The 18,261-nt window shown below is 40.1% G+C and carries 13 protein-coding genes; 11 read left to right on the plus strand and 2 right to left on the minus strand.

All coding sequences use genetic code 11. The features are described from left to right. Positions 1–12: 12 nt before the first annotated feature. From uvrB to ESA94_RS10925, 11 genes are all read left to right on the plus strand, one after another. Complete coding sequence (gene uvrB / locus ESA94_RS10875; protein ID WP_129130911.1) at positions 13–2,049, plus strand: excinuclease ABC subunit UvrB; 2,037 nt, start codon at positions 13–15, stop codon at positions 2,047–2,049. 211 nt (positions 2,050–2,260) lie between these two features. Continuing rightward, positions 2,261–3,001: a ParA family protein gene (locus tag ESA94_RS10880; RefSeq protein WP_129130912.1), complete on the plus strand. Its 741-nt coding sequence runs from the start codon at positions 2,261–2,263 to the stop codon at positions 2,999–3,001. A gap of 161 nt (positions 3,002–3,162) precedes the next feature. Next, positions 3,163–3,360, plus strand: a complete 198-nt coding sequence (locus tag ESA94_RS10885) for a hypothetical protein (RefSeq protein WP_129130913.1) — start codon at positions 3,163–3,165, stop codon at positions 3,358–3,360. A gap of 241 nt (positions 3,361–3,601) precedes the next feature. Next, positions 3,602–6,502, plus strand: coding sequence for a DNA polymerase I (gene polA / locus ESA94_RS10890; RefSeq protein ID WP_129130914.1), 2,901 nt, complete (start codon positions 3,602–3,604; stop codon positions 6,500–6,502). 1 nt (position 6,503) lies between these two features. Next, complete coding sequence (locus ESA94_RS10895; protein ID WP_129130915.1) at positions 6,504–6,890, plus strand: group III truncated hemoglobin; 387 nt, start codon at positions 6,504–6,506, stop codon at positions 6,888–6,890. Positions 6,891–6,928: 38 nt separating this feature from the next. Continuing rightward, on the plus strand, positions 6,929–8,188 hold the full coding sequence (locus ESA94_RS10900; protein ID WP_129130916.1) for an amidohydrolase family protein: 1,260 nt from the start codon (positions 6,929–6,931) through the stop codon (positions 8,186–8,188). 200 nt (positions 8,189–8,388) lie between these two features. Beyond that, entirely contained in the window at positions 8,389–10,497 is a 2,109-nt protein-coding gene (locus ESA94_RS10905; RefSeq protein WP_129130917.1) for a PAS domain S-box protein, read from the plus strand. Positions 10,498–10,566: 69 nt separating this feature from the next. Further along, entirely contained in the window at positions 10,567–11,229 is a 663-nt protein-coding gene (locus tag ESA94_RS10910) for a DsbA family protein (protein ID WP_129130918.1), read from the plus strand. A 13-nt stretch (positions 11,230–11,242) separates the two neighbouring features. Beyond that, positions 11,243–12,157, plus strand: a complete 915-nt coding sequence (locus ESA94_RS10915; protein ID WP_129130919.1) for a 1-phosphofructokinase family hexose kinase — start codon at positions 11,243–11,245, stop codon at positions 12,155–12,157. Between the two features lie 191 nt (positions 12,158–12,348). Further along, complete coding sequence (locus ESA94_RS10920) at positions 12,349–13,365, plus strand: bestrophin family protein (protein ID WP_129130920.1); 1,017 nt, start codon at positions 12,349–12,351, stop codon at positions 13,363–13,365. Positions 13,366–13,442: 77 nt separating this feature from the next. After that, positions 13,443–14,123, plus strand: a complete 681-nt coding sequence (locus tag ESA94_RS10925; protein ID WP_129130921.1) for a hypothetical protein — start codon at positions 13,443–13,445, stop codon at positions 14,121–14,123. A 99-nt stretch (positions 14,124–14,222) separates the two neighbouring features. Here ESA94_RS10925 and ESA94_RS10930 read toward each other — a convergent pair whose 3' ends face one another. Both ESA94_RS10930 and ESA94_RS10935 read right to left on the minus strand, forming a co-directional pair. Beyond that, on the minus strand, positions 14,223–17,516 hold the full coding sequence (locus tag ESA94_RS10930; RefSeq protein ID WP_129130922.1) for a VPS10 domain-containing protein: 3,294 nt from the start codon (positions 17,514–17,516) through the stop codon (positions 14,223–14,225). 91 nt (positions 17,517–17,607) lie between these two features. After that, positions 17,608–18,141: a DinB family protein gene (locus tag ESA94_RS10935; protein WP_129130923.1), complete on the minus strand. Its 534-nt coding sequence runs from the start codon at positions 18,139–18,141 to the stop codon at positions 17,608–17,610. Positions 18,142–18,261: the final 120 nt, after the last annotated feature.

An 18,261-nucleotide genomic window follows, 5' to 3' on the forward strand; every position in this document is an offset into this window, starting at 1 on the left:
AATTTGCATGGTATGCCTTTTCAGCTTCATTCACCATATACTCCCAGTGGCGATCAGCCACTCGCTATTCAGCAACTCACCGAAGGAATTTTAAACGGTGAAAAATACCAAACCTTATTGGGTGTAACAGGTAGTGGTAAAACATTTACCATGGCCAATGTTATACAGAATGTGCAGCGGCCAACGCTTGTGCTTACGCATAACAAAACATTGGTGGCACAGTTGTATGGGGAGTTTAAACAGTTTTTTCCGGATAATGCGGTGGGTTATTTCGTAAGCTATTACGATTACTATCAGCCTGAGGCATACATGCCGGTGAGCGGAACTTACATCGAAAAAGATCTGAGCATTAACGAAGAGCTTGACAAACTTCGTTTGCAGGCAACAAGTGAATTGTTGAGTGGGCGGAGAGATATTATTGTGGTGGCGAGTGTAAGTTGTATTTATGGTATGGGTAATCCTACCGATTTTGAAAATGGCATCATCCGTATTCAAAAGAACCAGGTGTTATCAAGGCAGGGCTTTTTGCACTCGTTGGTCAACAGTTTATACACCCGTTCGCAAGGCGATTTTAACAGGGGCAGCTTTCGTGTAAAAGGCGATACGGTTGATATTAATCTCCCGTACGTTGATTTTGGTTATCGCATTACGTTCTTCGGCGATGAGATCGAAGAAATTGAAACCATCGAGATTAAATCGGGCAAACGGATTGGTAAAGTAGACAATGCTGCTATCTTTCCTGCCAACTTATACATTGCGCCGAAAGACATGATGCAGCAGATCATTTATGAAATACAGGACGAATCGGCTGCACAGGTTGAATACTTTAAGCGTGAAGGAAAATATATTGAAGCCCAGCGTTTGAAGGAACGCACAGAATACGATCTTGAAATGATACGTGAGCTGGGTTACTGCAACGGTATTGAAAACTATTCCCGGTTTTTCGACAGGCGCACACCCGGTACAAGGCCATTCTGCTTGTTAGATTATTTTCCGAAAGATTATTTAATGATCATTGATGAAAGCCATCAAACTATTCCGCAGGTGAGCGGTATGTATGGCGGCGACAGAAGCCGTAAAATGGTGTTGGTAGATTATGGTTTCCGTTTACCGAGTGCATTAGATAACCGTCCGCTCAATTTTCATGAATTTGAAAGTTTATTGAACCAGGTGGTGTTTGTGAGTGCAACGCCAGATGACTACGAACTGGAAAAAACAGAAGGGATTGTGGCAGAACAAGTAGTTCGTCCAACAGGTTTGCTGGATCCGCCCATCGAAATTCGTCCGAGTGTAAACCAGATCGATGACTTGTTAGACGAAATTGATAAACGAGTTAAAAAAGGCGATCGTGTTTTGGTAACAACACTCACCAAGCGCATGGCCGAAGAAATGGATAAGTACCTGCACCGCATCAACATCAAATCAAAATACATCCATAGCGAAGTGGATACACTCGAGCGTGTGGAAATTTTACGCCAGTTACGTTTAGGAGATATAGATGTGTTGGTGGGTGTAAATCTGTTGCGTGAAGGGTTGGATTTACCGGAGGTGTCGTTGGTAGCAATATTGGATGCAGATAAAGAAGGATTCCTGCGCAATGAAAAAAGTTTAACGCAAACTGCAGGTCGTGCTGCACGTAATGTAGATGGCTTGGTGATTTTTTATGCCGATAAAATGACCGAAAGCATGCGACGCACCATTGAAGAAACAAGCCGTCGCAGAGAAAAACAGGTTGCTTATAACATTGAGCATGGTATTACGCCAACAACCGTGAAGAAATCGATAGAGCAGGTAATGAAACAAACATCCGTGCTCGATATTAAAGGTTACGATCCTGCGAAAACCTATGCACTTGCACCCGATGGTGAATTGGTTGTTGCAGCAGAAGACCAGGAAGTATATCAAACCATTCCACAAATGGAGAAAGCCATCGCCCGAACCAAAAAGCAGATGGAGAAAGCTGCCCGTGATCTCGATTTTATGGAAGCCGCAAGGCTGCGGGATGAAATGTTCCGTTTACAAAAGGAGTTGGATGAAATGAAGAAATAGTGAACGCTTAACTCCCGTCAGGCAGTTGCGAACTCTGACGGCTGTTGAACTGTATTTTCCGTTTCGCTCATATCTCGACTTCGTTCGATATGGCTGATCCGTCCTTTTTCCTTGAGCAAAGTCGAAGGGCGGTGCGCAGGAGTCTATTCCGCTGTTTGTGTATTTTCCACATCTTTTCTTAACTTGATAGCTGTTCATCAAAAGATCAGCCATGTTCACATTTGCTTTATTTAATCTCAAGGGTGGAGTTGGTAAAACAGCCAGTTGTGTAAATTTTGCGTACCTCGCAGCAAAAGACGGTTACAAAACATTGTTATGGGATATTGATCCGCAGGGAGCAACATCGTTCTATTACAAAGTTAAGCCCAAGCAAAAAGTGGCAATGAAAGATCTGGTAGGCAAAGATGCAGAATTGGCCGACAGCATCATGGCTACAGAATATGAAAACCTCGATATTATTCCTGCCGATATTACTGCAAAAGCGCACGATGTAATGATCGATGAAATGCAGGCATCAAAAAAGCGCCTGGCAACTGTGTTGAAGCAATTGAAAAACGATTATGATTTTGTGTTCATTGATTGCCCTCCCGGTTTAAGTTCGTTGGCAGAAAATATTTTTAATGCAGCAGATGTTGTGTTGATGCCGATTATTCCAACAACACTTTCTGTTCGCACCTATAACATGGTAAAAGATTTTTTTAAAGAGAAGAACATCGATAATAAAAAGATGACTTGCTTTTTTACAATGACCGATCTGCGCCGTACCATGCACAACGAAGTGATGGAAGAATTATATAAAGACAAACGCTTCTTTGAAAACTATATTCCTTATTTAAGTGATGTAGAAAAAATGGGTGTGCACAAAGCTCCGCTTGAAGAATTTGCACGCAGCAGTTATGCAGCACAATGCTATCGTGACTTGTGGGAAGAGATTAAAGAAGGCGTGCTGTAACCCTTTGTAGTACTGCATTTGAGCCAACCGTAAATTTACCGCTTACGGGGTAAGTACTAACCCTGAATTTTTGAAAAACAACTTGTAACAGTTGCATATTAGCGAAACTGTTTCTACATTTGAACTGTCCAATATTTTTGAAAAAACTAAATCCAAATGTCATGAAAAAACCATTGCGTTTCTTCTCATTCGTATTTTTCCTCTTTGCAATTTATTTAAACGTGTTCTATAAGGAAGATTCTTTCTTAGCACGTGTTGTTGCAGGTAAAGCAGAAGTTTCAAAACAACAAACAGCTCAACAGCAAACAAAGGAAGCGAAGCCTTTGGAAAATGAACTTGCTGAAAACTCAGCTAAGTAATTCCGTCGTACATATCGTACAACAAGTTTCAATTCGTTAAGCACGTCAACGAACCGGCGATCCGTACCCTATATTTTTTGCTGCCGGTGTTGAATTTTCTCATAATGTAAGTTTTGCGGAGGTGGTTTCCACCACCTCCTGTATTTTTTTGCTTACATGAAAACCACGTTGAAAAAACGGGGCTTTTGTCGTTTATAAAAATTTCTCTTTCTCTCTTTGGCAAGGGTGTTAACTTAGCGGCATGGCCAATGATAAAAAAGTTTTTTTGCTCGATGCGTTTGCACTCATCTTTCGTGCATATTATGCACTCATTCGTAATCCACGTAATACATCTAAAGGAAAAAACACCAACGCACAGTTTGGTTTTACCAATGCATTGATTGAACTCATCACCAAACAAAAGCCATCACACATGGCTGTTTGTTTTGATACAGCAGCCCCAACAGAACGTCATACCGATTTTGCAGAATACAAAGCCAACAGGCAAGATGCGCCGGAAGACCTTCTCCTGGCTATTCCTGATATTAAGCGAATCATCAAAGGCTTCAACATTCCGGTTATTGAAAAAGATGGATATGAAGCAGATGATGTAATTGGTACATTGAGTAAACAAGGTGAAGCGGCGGGTTACGAAGTGTATATGGTAACACCTGATAAAGATTATGGTCAGCTTGTAACAGAGAAAGTAAAAATTTATAAACCTGCTTACCAGGGTGGCGATGTGGAGATCATGGGCCCTGAAGAGGTGTGTGCCAAATGGAATATTAAAGAAGTAAGCCAGGTAATTGATATACTGGGTATGATGGGTGATGCAGTAGATAATATTCCCGGCATACCAGGTGTAGGCGAAAAAACAGCAGCCAAACTTTTAGCTGAATATGGTACATTGGAAAATGTATTAGCCAACGCAGCTAATGTAAAAGGTAAGATGGGCGAAAAAATTGCTGCAGGAAAAGATCTTGCCATTATGAGTAAGAAACTCGCCACCATTATTACCGATGCACCTGTTGAATTTCATGAAGAAGATTTTCGTTTAAAAGAGTGGAATAAAGAAGAGTTGAAAGAAGTGTTTGCTGAACTGGAATTTAAAACCATCGGCAAACGTATCCTGGGCGATGACTTTAACGTGTTTTCAACTGCTCCCGTTGCTGTACAGCGTGATTTGTTTGGAAATATAGTAGACACAACAATGGGCGAAGTAAGAAAGGAATCCAAACCGGCAGCAAAAGCAAATCAACCTGATACAAAAACTTCAGTTGAAGAAAAAGAAACAGAAGATGCGGCAGCAGAAGAAGAAGGTTCTTCTGAATTTACCATTGCTTCCAACAACATTCATAATACCGCACACGAATACATTGCTGTAACTTCAAAGGATGAATTAAAAAAACTTGTTGAAGAGCTGCTGCAGCAAAAAGAAATTTGTTTTGATACTGAAACAACCGGTATTGATGCCAATGATTGTGAATTGGTGGGTATGAGTTTTTCTTATGAGCCACACAAAGCATGGTACATTCCCTGTTCAGCCAACCAGGATGAAACAAAAGCAACACTGAAAATTTTTCAACCATTGTTTGCAGATGAAAGTAAAACATGGATCGGGCAGAATATTAAATACGATCTGTTGGTACTGAAATGGTATGAAGTTGAATTGAAAGGACAACTGTTTGACACCATGCTGGCGCATTATGTAATTGAACCGGATGGCAAACGCAGCATGGATATTCTTAGTGCACAACTGCTCGGTTACGAACCTGTGCATATTGAAGAATTAATTGGTAAGAAAGGAAAAACGCAAGGTACCATGCGTGATGTGGAGTTGGAAAAGATAACCGATTACGCAGCGGAAGATGCAGACATTACCTTGCAAATAAAACATGCGTTGTTTCCCGGCTTGAAAGAGAAAGAAGTAGAGAAAGTTTTTTACGAAGTGGAAAACCCATTGGTAAAAGTGCTGACCGATATGGAGTTTGAAGGTGTAAAAGTGGATGTGGACTTCTTAAATGATTATTCAAAACAGCTGGAGAAAGATGCGAAGGAAGCTGAGGAAAGAGTGTACAGTTCATCCGGTTTAAAATTCAATCTTGCTTCGCCAAAACAATTAGGTGAAGTGTTGTTCGATCATTTAAAGCTTGATCCCAAAGCGAAGAAAACAAAAACAGGTCAGTACGCAACCGGCGAAGATGTGTTGTTAAAACTTGCACATACAAGTCCGATTGTAGAAGATATTCTTGCTTTCCGTGAGTTGACAAAACTGAAATCAACGTATGTTGATGCATTGCCGCAACTGATCAACCGCAAAACAGGTCGTGTGCATACAACATACGGACAAGCTGTTGCAGTTACCGGTCGTTTGGCAAGTAACAATCCCAACCTGCAAAATATTCCGGTGCGTACAGAACGTGGACGGGAAATACGCAAAGCATTTGTACCACGGGATGAAAATCATTTACTGGTGAGCGCCGATTATTCGCAAATTGAATTGCGTATTGTAGCTGCCATCAGTGGCGATCCTGCCATGTGCGATGCATTTATTCAAGGCAAGGATATTCATACAGCTACTGCTGCCAAAGTGTATAAGGTTGAAGAGAAAGACGTAACCAAAGAAATGCGTTACAAAGCAAAGAGTGTAAACTTTGGTATCATTTACGGGCAAGGTGCATTTGGTTTGGCCGATAATTTAGGCATCAGCCGCACCGAAGCAAAGGAGATCATTGATAATTATAAGCGTGAGTTTGCAGGCATTCAAAAGTATATGGATGACACGGTGAATTTTGCACGTGAAAATGGTTATGTGGAAACACTCATGGGCCGCAAGCGTTGGTTGCGTGATATTAACTCCAGCAACTTTACGGTACGTGGTTATGCGGAACGAAATGCTATCAATTCACCTATCCAGGGAACAGCGGCGGATATGATCAAACTGGCCATGATCAAAACACATGCGGCATTAAAAAACAGCAAGCTGAAAAGTAAAATGATTTTGCAGGTGCATGATGAATTGATCTTTGATGTAGTAAAAGAAGAAGCAGATGAAATAAAAGCATTGATCATTGATTGTATGCAGACCGCTATGCCGCTTACACACGGCGTACCGGTAATTGCAGAAGCCGGTACAGGCGTTAACTGGTTAGAGGCGCATTAATATGAAAACAGATATTCGCAACAGGGAAGATATCCGTTTGTTAATGGAACGGTTTTACGATAAACTGCTGACCGATAAAAGCATCAGTTATTTGTTTACTGATGTGGCGAAGATCAATTTAGAGGAGCATTTTCCTGTGCTGGTTGATTTTTGGGATTCGATTTTATTCCAGTCGGACACGTATCAAAAAAATGCTATGAAGCCACATCTGGATCTGCATCAGCAATCGCCGTTGGAAGCCCGTCATTTTAAAACATGGCTGGGGTATTTTACAGCAACAGTTGATGAATTGTTTGAAGGCGACAAAGCAGAGCTGGCAAGGCAACGGGCAACCAGCATTGCTACAATCATGCAGATAAAAATGATTGAAATAAAAAACAAAATTTAAATTGCTGTATCTCCTGTTAACCCGTTGAATAGCTTGTTATGCGTTTGCTTTCGTTATTGTTTTTGATGTTTGTAACAGCTGCGTTATCGGCGCAACAGAAAACCATTCGCTTTATTAACGGGCAATGGTTTAATGGTATAGGGTTTACTGCTGCAGAATTTTACAGTGTAAATGGCTATCTCACTAAAAATAAACCGGCAGCTGTTGATACGGTTGTTGATCTCAAAAATCAGTTTGTAATTCCACCTTTTGGTGAAGCACATAATCATTCTCCTGAAACCGATCAGGATCTGGATGTATACATCGAACGTTATTTGTCTGATGGTATCTTCTACATTAAAAATCCCAACAGTATTCCCTTTGCAACAAATAAAATTTTAAATCGGTTAAACAAACCAAACAGTGTAGATGTTTTATTTGCAAATGGTGGTATTACAGCCAATGGTGGGCACCCCTCAACATTATATCCCTACCTGCTCACCACAACCTATAAAAAAGCATTACCCGGCTGGACAGCTAAAAGCTTTGAAGGAGAAGCCTATTACCTGGTAAATTCAAAAGAAGAGTTAGAAAAGAAATGGCCTTATATACTTGCACAAAAGCCCGGCTTTATTAAGTTCTATTTAATCTTCTCAGAAGAATATAAGGAGAGAAAAGATGATACAGCATTTAATGGCAAGAAGGGAATTGATCCGGAGCTTGCAAAGATCATTGTAAAAAAAGCACACGCTGCAGGATTAAAAGTTAGTGCGCATGCAGAAACACCAAACGATTTGAAAGTTGCTTTGCGTGCAGGTGTGGATGAGATCAATCATTTGCCGGGGTACCAGGTACGTTGGCGTGGAGGTTACACTGCAGAATACTATAAACTTGACAAAAGTACTGTGCGTTTGTTTAAGAAAAAGCGTGTACATGCCGACGCAACTTACTCATTATTGAAAACAGAACTGAAACCGATAACTAATGAGCAATACAAGGCACAGGTAAACGTTCAAACCTATAACTTGCAATTATTGAAGAAATATAAAGTGCCTGTTACAATTGGTTGCGATAGTTATAATCTTACAGCCAAAACAGAAATAGAATATTTGCAATTACTGAATGTTTATAATAATCTGGAGTTGTTGAAGATGTGGTGCGAAATAACTCCACAAAATATTTTTCCGAAACGCAAAATAGCAGCATTGAGAGAAGGATATGAAGCCAGCTTTCTTGTACTGAAACAAAATCCTGTTGAATCATTTGATGCATTGTATCATATTGAATTGCGGGTAAAACAAGGTGTAATACTTTGGTAAGCTTGATGTATGTAGTAATAAATACCATGAGGCTGTCATTGATTGGTTTAAATTCATCTGAATTGTGCATTTACAAACGTTAGCAAAAAAAGGTTCAGTATTTTTATGTTGCATAAAGTCCAATAACTGAACCTGACAATTTTTCCTTGTGCTCTTTAGTTTTAATGGATCGCTTCTTGTTAAGTTCAGTGTAAATTAGTATGAGTACATTAGTTAAATTTTTAAGCAAGCGGTTGTTCATTTATATGCTGTTTATTCTTATGGGGCTATGCACCATAAGTGTATTGCTGTATAAGATGAACGAAGTGGGAAGAGAAACACTCAACTCCATTCAGAGGGAACGTACCATTATCAATAATGCAACCAACTTATTATCTGCAGCAGATGAAATGGCTATGGCGGGCCGTGGTTATTACATAACAGGAGAACAGGATTTTTTTGAAATATATCAACGTACACAGGCAGCTCTGATAGCTGAAACAGACCAATTAACCCGGTATACAACGCAGGCCATTATTTCTACAGCAGTAATTAACCATATCAGCATCTTAGTGCATAAACGGATTGCTATCTCAGATAGTGTTGTTGCTTTAACTGCAATAAAAAGCCGACCATCTCCTGAAAAAATCAAACAATTTATTAAAGAAGGAACTGCGTTTTCAAATCAGTTGCGTAGAAACATTCAGAAGTTTACTGATGAACGGTTACAATTGGTAAAAACAATGGAGGAAGAAAACAGAAGTACTGCAGGAAAATTGCAGTTGCTGTTTGCTGCTAATATTATTTCGCTTATACTGGTTGTTGTTATTGGGTATAACTTTTTATACAAAAGTTTCAGAGCCAGAGCAAAAGCTGAAAAGATAATACAGAGTTACAGGCAAAGCAATCATTTCCTAAACTCACTTGCCGAAGGTGTGGTTGTACAAAATAAAAAAGGATATATTCTTGAAGCAAATACTGCTGCAGAACAGATTCTCGGTTTCACAGCAGGGCAAATGCAGGGTAAATCATCATTTGATCAGTTATGGCGAACAATTAAAGAAGATGGAACAGATTTTCCTGTTGAACAACGGCCTTCGATGCAGGTGCTTACTACCGGCAAACCCCAGGAAAATATAATCATGGGAGTGTACAAACCATCGGGTGAATTAAAATGGATAAAAATCAATTCACACCCTGTGTTTTCGGAAAGTGATGGAACGCTGACATCAGTTGTTACAAGTTTTACAGATATTACTGAAAGCAGAACAGCAAACGAAAAGCTGAAACAAAATGAAACACGCATGCGGCTGGCGCTTGATAAAACGGGCGATAATGCATGGGAGCATAATTATGAAACAGGCGTTACTTGGTTCTCGGCAGCCAACAATCATTTTCTCGGCTATACTGCAGAAGAATTAAACGAAACAGAGAATGAAGATAAGTGGTGGAATAATACGCATCGGGATGATAAACATCTCTTGATTAAAAATGATGAAGAATATCGGCAAGGCATTCGAGACAGTCATTCGATTGAATACCGCATTTATCATAAAGACGGTTCAATGAAGTGGGTACTCGACAGAGGTATTGTTATTGAACGATCTGCAGAGGGAAGACCTTTGCTGATAGTAGGAACACATACCGACATTAGTAAAGAAAAACTGCTGCAGCAAAAACTGGTGCTGCAAGAACAGCAAAAGAAAACAGAGATTATTGAAGCAGTTATACAGGCGCAGGAACGTGAACGTTCTGAAATTGCATACGAATTGCACGAAAATATCAACCAGGTTTTATCGTCGGGAAAAATGATGCTCGACTTTGTTGCAACAGCAGATGAAAGCACTAACAACTACATTACACAGATCAAAAAAAATATTGGCGAAGCAGTTAATGAAATAAGGAGGATCAGTCAGTCAATTAACCCAAAATCGTTAGAGCTTGTGGGCTTAAGTGGAGCTATTGATGATTTACTGGGCAGGATCAACAGCGATCAAAAACTATCTATTTCTTATTATACAGAAGCATTTGATGAAACAAAGAAATACAATGCAGATGCTGAGCTAACTGTTTTCCGGATAGTACAGGAACAGATGATTAATATTATCCGCCATTCAAATGCAACTGATGTAACCATCGATCTCTCTTCAGATGATCATGAACTTTCGCTTTCGATTATTGATAATGGCATAGGAACCGATCTTTCATCAATACAAAAAGGACTTGGTTTCAGAAATATTGTTAACCGTGCAGAGCATTACAACGGTCATGTAACCATTGATTCTGCGCCCGGCAAAGGATGCAGGCTCGAACTTCATATTCCCGCCTGATAGCTGTCAGTTAATTCTGCAGGTCATCATTATTCAGATGGCTTTAACTTTGCTGCTTACATTTATACAATGCAACCTTTACTTATTTATTGTTACGATGCTTATTGCGGATGGTGCTATGGTTTCAGTTCCGTAATGAAAAAAATTGATGCGGCATACGGAGACCGTTTGCAGATAGAAGTGTTAAGCGGCGGAATGATCTTGCCCGAACAGCCTGTACACATAAGTGCAACAGCAGAATATATAAAAGGCGCTTACAAAACAGTGGAAGAGTACACGGGAATAAAGTTTGGTGAAGATTATCTCTGGCACATCAACAATCCCGATCAAAGCGATTGGTTTCCTTCATCAGAAAAGCCGGCGATTGCACTTTGTATTTTTAAGGAACTGTTTCCCGATCAACAGGTAAGCTTTGCCTCCGATCTGCAATACAGTCTGCATTACGAAGGAAGAGATTTGACCGATAATGAAGCATACCGTCATTTGCTGGAGAAATACAATATACCTGTTGATGATTTTTACAGCAAGCTTGCGTCGGAAGAATATCGAGAGAAAGCATATTACGAATTTCAGCTCTGCAAACAATTACAGGTATCCGGTTTTCCACAGGTATTAATGCAGTTGACCGAATCGAAATTTCATTTGCTTGCAAAAGGTTATACCGATTACGATACACTTGCAAAGCGCATTCATCTTGTTTTAACCGAAGTGGAAAACAATTCTTACAACTAACACAACGCATTACATGATACTTACAGTAACCCTTAATCCCTGCATTGATAAAAGTTCGCAGGCTGAACAATTGAAACCTGAAAGCAAACTCCGTTGCACCGAAGTGGTGAATGAGCCCGGTGGTGGTGGCATTAATGTAAGTAAAGCATTGAAGCGATTGGAAACATCTTCAGTGGCATTGTTTCCTGCAGGCGGACATAATGGTGATATGTTATGTTCCTTGTTGCGTGAAGAAGAATTGGAGTTTCATGCTGTAGATACAAAAGTAGAAACAAGAGAGAATTGGATCATTCTTGAAACATCAACCGTTAATCAATACCGTTTTACATTTCCCGGCAGAGAAGTGCAGGAAGAAACAATTAAAACATTGATTGATCAGATACGCAACTTCACACCCGAGTATGTGATTGCAAGCGGAAGTTTACCTCCCGGCTTGCCCGATCATTTTTATGGATTGATCGTAAAAAATGCAAAAGCTGTTGGTGCAAAATGTATTGTTGATACAAGTGGTCCAGCATTACAGGCATTACAAGGCAAAGGCGCTTACCTCATTAAACCAAATATTGGCGAGCTGTGTAAAATGCTGAATGTAGAGTGGCTTGATAAGAATGAAGTGCCTGATGCAGCTCAACAAGCAATACGTGATGGTTTTGCAGAATTGATTGCCGTAAGTATGGGTCCTGATGGTGCATGGTTGGTAAGTCAAGAGGAACGTTATTTTGCAGCTGCACCAAAGGTTGAGAAGCGAAGCACTGTTGGTGCAGGCGATAGTATGGTGGCGGGCATGACGTATATGTTACAACAGCAACGTTCATTAAAAGAAGTCATCAGTTTTGGTGTGTCCTGTGGCAGCGCTGCCACTATGAACGAAGGCACACAGTTGTTTAAAAAAGCAGATGCGGAACGCCTGTTTGCAGGCATGGACTGATTTCCATAGAAACAACTCCACCTGAAGTAGTACACAAACGAATTCTTCTACCGTTAAAGATTCCAAAGTTCGATAAGAAAAAAAGTTATGAAAGGAACACTCAAACGTGTAAAAAAATAATCGGCCATTAGCCTTTTACAGCCCCTTGTTTTGCAAGGGGCTTTTTTTATATTTTTAGAAAAATAATCAGCATGCTCACCACCCGCATCATCAATCCGAAAATGATCATTCAGTTTGCCTGGCGTTTGCAGGCTGTTTGTATTGCTATCAGCGGACTTGTATTTTTTCTTCATGATATTTTAGACATCAAATCAATCGCTATTCCTTTTTTGCCGGTGGCAACCATTGGTACGGCCGTTGCTTTTTATGTGGGCTTTAAAAACAACTCGGCGTATGATCGTTTATGGGAGGCAAGAAGAGTATGGGGCAGTATTACCAATGCAACACGCATGTGGGGTGCAATGGTGATGGATGTGGTTGCATCAAGAGACAAAGGATCGGCTGAAGCATATGCTGCAAAAAAAGAATTGCTGTACCGCCATCTTGCATGGCTCAACATGCTGCGTTTGCAATTGCGCCGCAATCCAGTGTTTAAAGAATCGTGGTATGTACGTTCACCAAAGCTGCAGGTGGTGAAAGATATCTTTGGTGAAAATAAGTTTGAACCACAGGCGGAAGAAGTGATGCATAAATTTTTAAGTGAGGAAGACAGAAAATTGTTTGAAGGAAAAGCAAACATCGCATCGGCTATTATGAAGCGGCAGAATGAAGAACTGATAGAAATCAAAAATAAAGGATGGCTTGATGAACTTGAGCACAGTGATATGGGCAAGCTGGTGCTTGAGTTTTATAATCAGCAAGGTGCATCGGAACGCATCAAGAGTTTTCCATTTCCACGGCAGTATGCAAGTTTCAGTACAGCGTTTGTATTCATTTTTATTTTCCTGCTTCCGTTTTCAATTATTGGTGAGCTGGCAAAACTCAATTCCAACATTAACTGGCTGGTGATCCCGTTTACCATGCTCATTGCATGGGTGTTTGCAGTAATGGAACAGATCGGTGATGCAAGTGAAAACCCATTTGATAATGGCGTGAATGATATACCGATGACGGCCATCTGCCGCAATCTTGAAATTGAACTACGTGAAATGCTGGGCGAAAAAGAATTACCGCCACGTATTGAACCTGTGCAGGGGATATTGATGTGAAGAAGATAGAGGGATAGAGTCACTGATGACACGGATTGGAAGGATTTGTACTGATTTAACTATTACAAAGAAACGATATGAAGCAACGTAAGATTGGATATTTGTTATTTTTCATCATCTCTGTTCAATCTTGTTTTATTATGCAGAGAAACAAAATAAACAGCTCGGACATTATTGAATCGAATTACATTAATTATGTTGACTCAAACGGCTATGTAAATACTGGCATCTATAATAAAGACAAAATATGGGGCTTTAACACAGCTGAAGCAGCTAAGTACAAAATGAATAAGAAAGGCGACAACTTTTTTTATTATGAGCTATTAAAATTTGAATCTATAACATTAAGTATCTACGACACTATTTCGTTTAGATTAAACTTCAATCATTCAGATAGCTCTTATTATATTATTTACGACAACACTTATAACCAATATTTGAAGAAATTTGAAATTGAAATATCCGTTGTTCCTCTACTTTATAAAGGCAAGGTTACAAATAGTATAGACTGTGATTCGTGTTTGATTTATAAGTATGAATCAGAATACAAAGGTGGGTGCTATGACTGGTTCTTTAATGATTCGATAGGATTTTTAAAAACATACGGACCATATGATCATTTAAAAACAAACATTAATGATTGGGAAATTGATTGTATACGCCGTGAGCCTAATTATAATTATTCAATAAAATTATTAACTGCTATTAAAGCAAATAAAAATTTCCATACCCGCTGCTCTGTTGGGGAGCTTTGGTGAATCATTCTTGCAGATTCTCTAAATATTAAGAGCCGCTTTCAATGCGGCTCTTTTGTATTCTATCAGTAGTATCCGTGTCATCTGTGACTCTATTTTTTATCACAAACCTCTCCACTCAGGCAAACGTCCCGGTGTATAAGGCGCACCATTCTTTTCCAGAATATTTTCAATACGTTTTACTTCTTCAGCAATTGCTTTCAGTTCGTTGTAAACAGGAGTGAATTGTTTAGCAGCGATCTGGTAATTGTTGAGTTGTGTTTGTGTAGGTGCAGCAGTGGTATTCCACAATGCACCTGTGATGTAACCGATACGTCCGTTTACAGATGGTGATGTTTCAAACTCTCTTCTTGCCATCGATGCATCTCCATTTAATATACGATTTACTGCATTCAAGCGTTTTTCAATACTCTGCAATGCTGTGGAAAGATCAAGTGTTTGCTTAGGCGTTTCAATAACAGCCTGTTTCATGTAACGTACTTTGTTTACCAACTCGCCACGGTATTGATCGGTTGCAGCCACTACTCGACTTAACTCTGCAATCTTTTTACAGAAATCATCTAATGCTTTTTTATCAGTTGCTGGAAGTGTTGCTGCATTCAACGCCATTGCTTTGAATGTTTGCACAGGCGATAAGTCGGTGTACACACCATCTTCAAACTTACTCAACGACACTTTGTACGTGCCGGGTAAGGCGAAGTAACCCTGATCAGGTGAACTGAAGGCAAACGATTCATCGAACGGTGTAAAATCAATCGGGCCAAATGGTGAAGTGCGGAAATCCCATACAATACGTTTCAAACCCTTCTTCGCCGGTACTTTTATGCGACGAACAATATTGCCGCCTTCATCTGTTACAGTAAACAACAAATGCGGTGCAGGTTGTTCATCTTCCAATCGCAATGAATCAGGTGATGGATAAACCGGCGCTTCGCCTTTCTTTATTTTTTCTGCTTCTGCAGCTCTGCGTTTTTCTTTAATGGTCTTAATGTCTTCTTTCAGATAATATGTAAACACTGCACCTACTTTCGGATTTGGTGTGGTAAAGAAACTTTCGCCCTGGAAACCTTTGCCTCTTACACCCAATGGTTGCGATTCAATAAACATCCATGCATCTTTCACCGGGAAGATCACTGCTTCTTTTTCGAGGTCTGCACGTTTTAAATGACGCAATGGAGTATAATCATCCAGCACATAAAAACCACGACCGAATGTTGCAAGGATCAAATCGTTTTCTCTCTTCTGTATCTCCAGATCTTTTACAGCAATCGTTGGCAGGTTGCCTTTCATCTGTATCCATTTGTTACCGCCATCAATACTTACAAACAAACCAAACTCGGTGCCAACAAATAATAAATCTTTGTTTACATGATCTTCTGCAATGGTATAAGATGTACCACGCTCAGGTAAATTATTCGTGATGGCTTTCCATGTTTTACCGCCATCACTTGTTTTATACACATACGGATGAAAATCGCCGTAGCGATGATGATTGAATGTTACATACGCTATATTCTTATCGTGCTGCGAAGTGATGATGTGATTCACATAAGTACGTTCAGGCACTCCGGCAATATTATCAATCTTCATCCAGTTAGCACCGCCATCAGTTGTTATCTGTATCAATCCATCATCCGTACCAACATAAATGGTATTCTCATCGAATTTCGATTCAGCAATCGTCGTGATGTTACCATAAATATCTGTTGAACCATTCTTCGCCACCGCATCCATACTCCACACTTTACCCATCACCGGTAATTTGTTGCGATCAATCTGTCTTGTTAAATCAGGACTGATCACTTTCCATGTATTACCTCGATCATCAGTACGAAATAATTTATTAGCACCATGATAAAGTCGTTTGTTATCATACTTCGAGATCACCAATGGCGCATCCCAATTCCAACGATATGCTTCACCTTCTGGTTCCTGTGCCTGGATAAATAAAAACTCACCACTCTTTCTGTCGTAACGTGTAACTGCACCATACTGCGCCTGCGAAAAAACAATATCAGGATTTGTTTGATCGATCTGCGATTCATACCCATCACCCAAACTGGTGAAATACCAATCGGAATTCATAATACCATTTGCACTCAACGTACGTGATGGTCCGCCCAAGCTGAAGTTATCCTGCGTACCACCATGAATATGATAGAATGGAAACGCATTATCTGTTGCTGCTTTGTAAAACTGTGTAACAGGAAGATTGGCTTTAAAATCCCAGTTGCTGCCTGCATCATAACTTTCGTACACACCACCATCGCAACCAACTAAATAATGATCGGTATTGTTTGGATTGATCCAGATCACATGGTTATCGATATGCTTACTCTTTTCACCAAGAATAGAAAAATTCTTACCGCCATCGTTACTTACACCGAGATAAACATTGATGACAAAAATTTTGTTGACATCTTTCGGATCGCAAAAAAGTTTCTGATAGTAATTGCCTGAAGTAGCATAACCACTTTGCTTTTCCCAGCTTGCCCCACGATCGGTACTTTTAAACACGCCACCTTTTCCTTCTGGTGCTTCCACCACGCAATACAACACATCAGGATTTACTGGTGAATAATTCAAACCAATACGACCAATATCGCCGCCGGGTAATCCACTCATCATCTTATTCCATGTAGCCCCGCCATCTGTACTTTTATACAATGCAGATTCGGGCCCGCCACCAATATAAGTAAACACTTTCCGCTGACGTTGATGCGCCGCTGCATATACAATGTTTGGATGCCGTGGATCAACCATCACTTCATTAAAGCCTGTGTGCTCACTTACATTCAACACCTGCTTCCATGTTTTACCACCATCGGTTGTTTTATAAATACCACGTTCACCACCGCTGTTCCAAACAGGACCGTATGCAGCAACGTAAACTACATCACTGTTCTTCGGATCAATGGCAATACGACCGATATGTTCTGAATTTTTTAACCCAGCATTCTTCCAGCTCTTGCCACCATCTTCACTTTTATATACTCCATCGCCATAACCAACCACACGCTGATTATTATTTTCACCACTACCCACCCATACAACATTCGTGTTGGTTGGATCGATAGCAACACAACCAATGGAGAATGCACCTTCTCCATCAAAAATGGGAGTGTAGGTAATGCCAGCGTTGTTTGTTTTCCAAACACCACCTGCAGCTGATGCTACATAATATTCACTGGTATTGTTGGGATTCACAGCAATATCTGCAATACGTCCCGACGTAATGGCCGGACCAACACTGCGGAACTGAAGTCCGATCAATAAGCCTGTGTTGAGAATATCTTTCGGTTCTTCTTTTGCAGGAGCTGTTGTTTTCTTTTGTGCATGCAATGCAAATACTGAAACGATCAGCAAGCCGGTGCTGAAGAGTTTGGAAACGTTCATAACAGTTGGTTTTGAAAATGGATAAGGAAGGTAAATAAAAAAGTTGACCATGTGTACGATCAACTTTTCCATTTATAAAATCAGAAATCCGTTAGAATAATCTTTCGTTCGGCGGTTTTATACCAACCAAACGAATATAGATCGTTGTTTGTCCACGATGATGCGCCTGGTGTTCCAGTGCTTTGTTGAGCCACACCAAACGAGAGAACATAAAGTTGCCACGACCGGCAGGTTCCAGCAGTTTAGTTACATCCATATTCTTGATGTTTTCAATAGCGTAATCATAACTCGCCATTACATAATACATTACTGAGTCGGCTGACTGTGCGCCTTTCCGTTGTTCAATATTCTGACCAAATGAAATGCGTTGTGCGCCTGTACCGTTTGCAATAAAACCAATGATGCCCTGCGAAAGATGCAGCATCTGTTGTGCAAAGGTTCTGATGCTGTCCTGTGCTCTGAAATCGTATTTATCTTTTGGCATTGCATCAAGATATTCTTTGGTATAGGCTTTTGACCGTTCCCAGTCTTTGATGTAGCTGGCTTTAATGGAATCGGCGAGTTGTGCGTTTGCGTTTGTAAGAACAAAGAGTATTGTCAGCAGTGTAATTAATTGCTTTTTCATTTCTGTTTGTTTATGTTGATGAATGTGATTCTTAAAAAATGATCATGTGTGTCTTTGATCTGTTACAGGCAACTTAAACTGTTGTGTGCGATATTCAAACTTTTAAAGGCCGTAAGACTG

Source organism: Lacibacter luteus, from assembly GCF_004118265.1.
GTDB lineage: Bacteria > Bacteroidota > Bacteroidia > Chitinophagales > Chitinophagaceae > Lacibacter > Lacibacter luteus.

What these genes read in the sequence shown, in the direction of transcription:
- uvrB (WP_129130911.1), top strand. Translation starts at nt 13, where the DNA reads ATGCCTTTTCAGCTTCATTCACCATATACTCCCAGTGGCGATCAGCCA.
- ESA94_RS10880 (WP_129130912.1), top strand. Translation starts at nt 2,261, where the DNA reads ATGTTCACATTTGCTTTATTTAATCTCAAGGGTGGAGTTGGTAAAACA.
- ESA94_RS10885 (WP_129130913.1), top strand. Translation starts at nt 3,163, where the DNA reads ATGAAAAAACCATTGCGTTTCTTCTCATTCGTATTTTTCCTCTTTGCA.
- polA (WP_129130914.1), top strand. Translation starts at nt 3,602, where the DNA reads ATGGCCAATGATAAAAAAGTTTTTTTGCTCGATGCGTTTGCACTCATC.
- ESA94_RS10895 (WP_129130915.1), top strand. Translation starts at nt 6,504, where the DNA reads ATGAAAACAGATATTCGCAACAGGGAAGATATCCGTTTGTTAATGGAA.
- ESA94_RS10900 (WP_129130916.1), top strand. Translation starts at nt 6,929, where the DNA reads ATGCGTTTGCTTTCGTTATTGTTTTTGATGTTTGTAACAGCTGCGTTA.
- ESA94_RS10905 (WP_129130917.1), top strand. Translation starts at nt 8,389, where the DNA reads ATGAGTACATTAGTTAAATTTTTAAGCAAGCGGTTGTTCATTTATATG.
- ESA94_RS10910 (WP_129130918.1), top strand. Translation starts at nt 10,567, where the DNA reads ATGCAACCTTTACTTATTTATTGTTACGATGCTTATTGCGGATGGTGC.
- ESA94_RS10915 (WP_129130919.1), top strand. Translation starts at nt 11,243, where the DNA reads ATGATACTTACAGTAACCCTTAATCCCTGCATTGATAAAAGTTCGCAG.
- ESA94_RS10920 (WP_129130920.1), top strand. Translation starts at nt 12,349, where the DNA reads ATGCTCACCACCCGCATCATCAATCCGAAAATGATCATTCAGTTTGCC.
- ESA94_RS10925 (WP_129130921.1), top strand. Translation starts at nt 13,443, where the DNA reads ATGAAGCAACGTAAGATTGGATATTTGTTATTTTTCATCATCTCTGTT.
- ESA94_RS10930 (WP_129130922.1), bottom strand. Translation starts at nt 17,516, where the DNA reads ATGAACGTTTCCAAACTCTTCAGCACCGGCTTGCTGATCGTTTCAGTA.
- ESA94_RS10935 (WP_129130923.1), bottom strand. Translation starts at nt 18,141, where the DNA reads ATGAAAAAGCAATTAATTACACTGCTGACAATACTCTTTGTTCTTACA.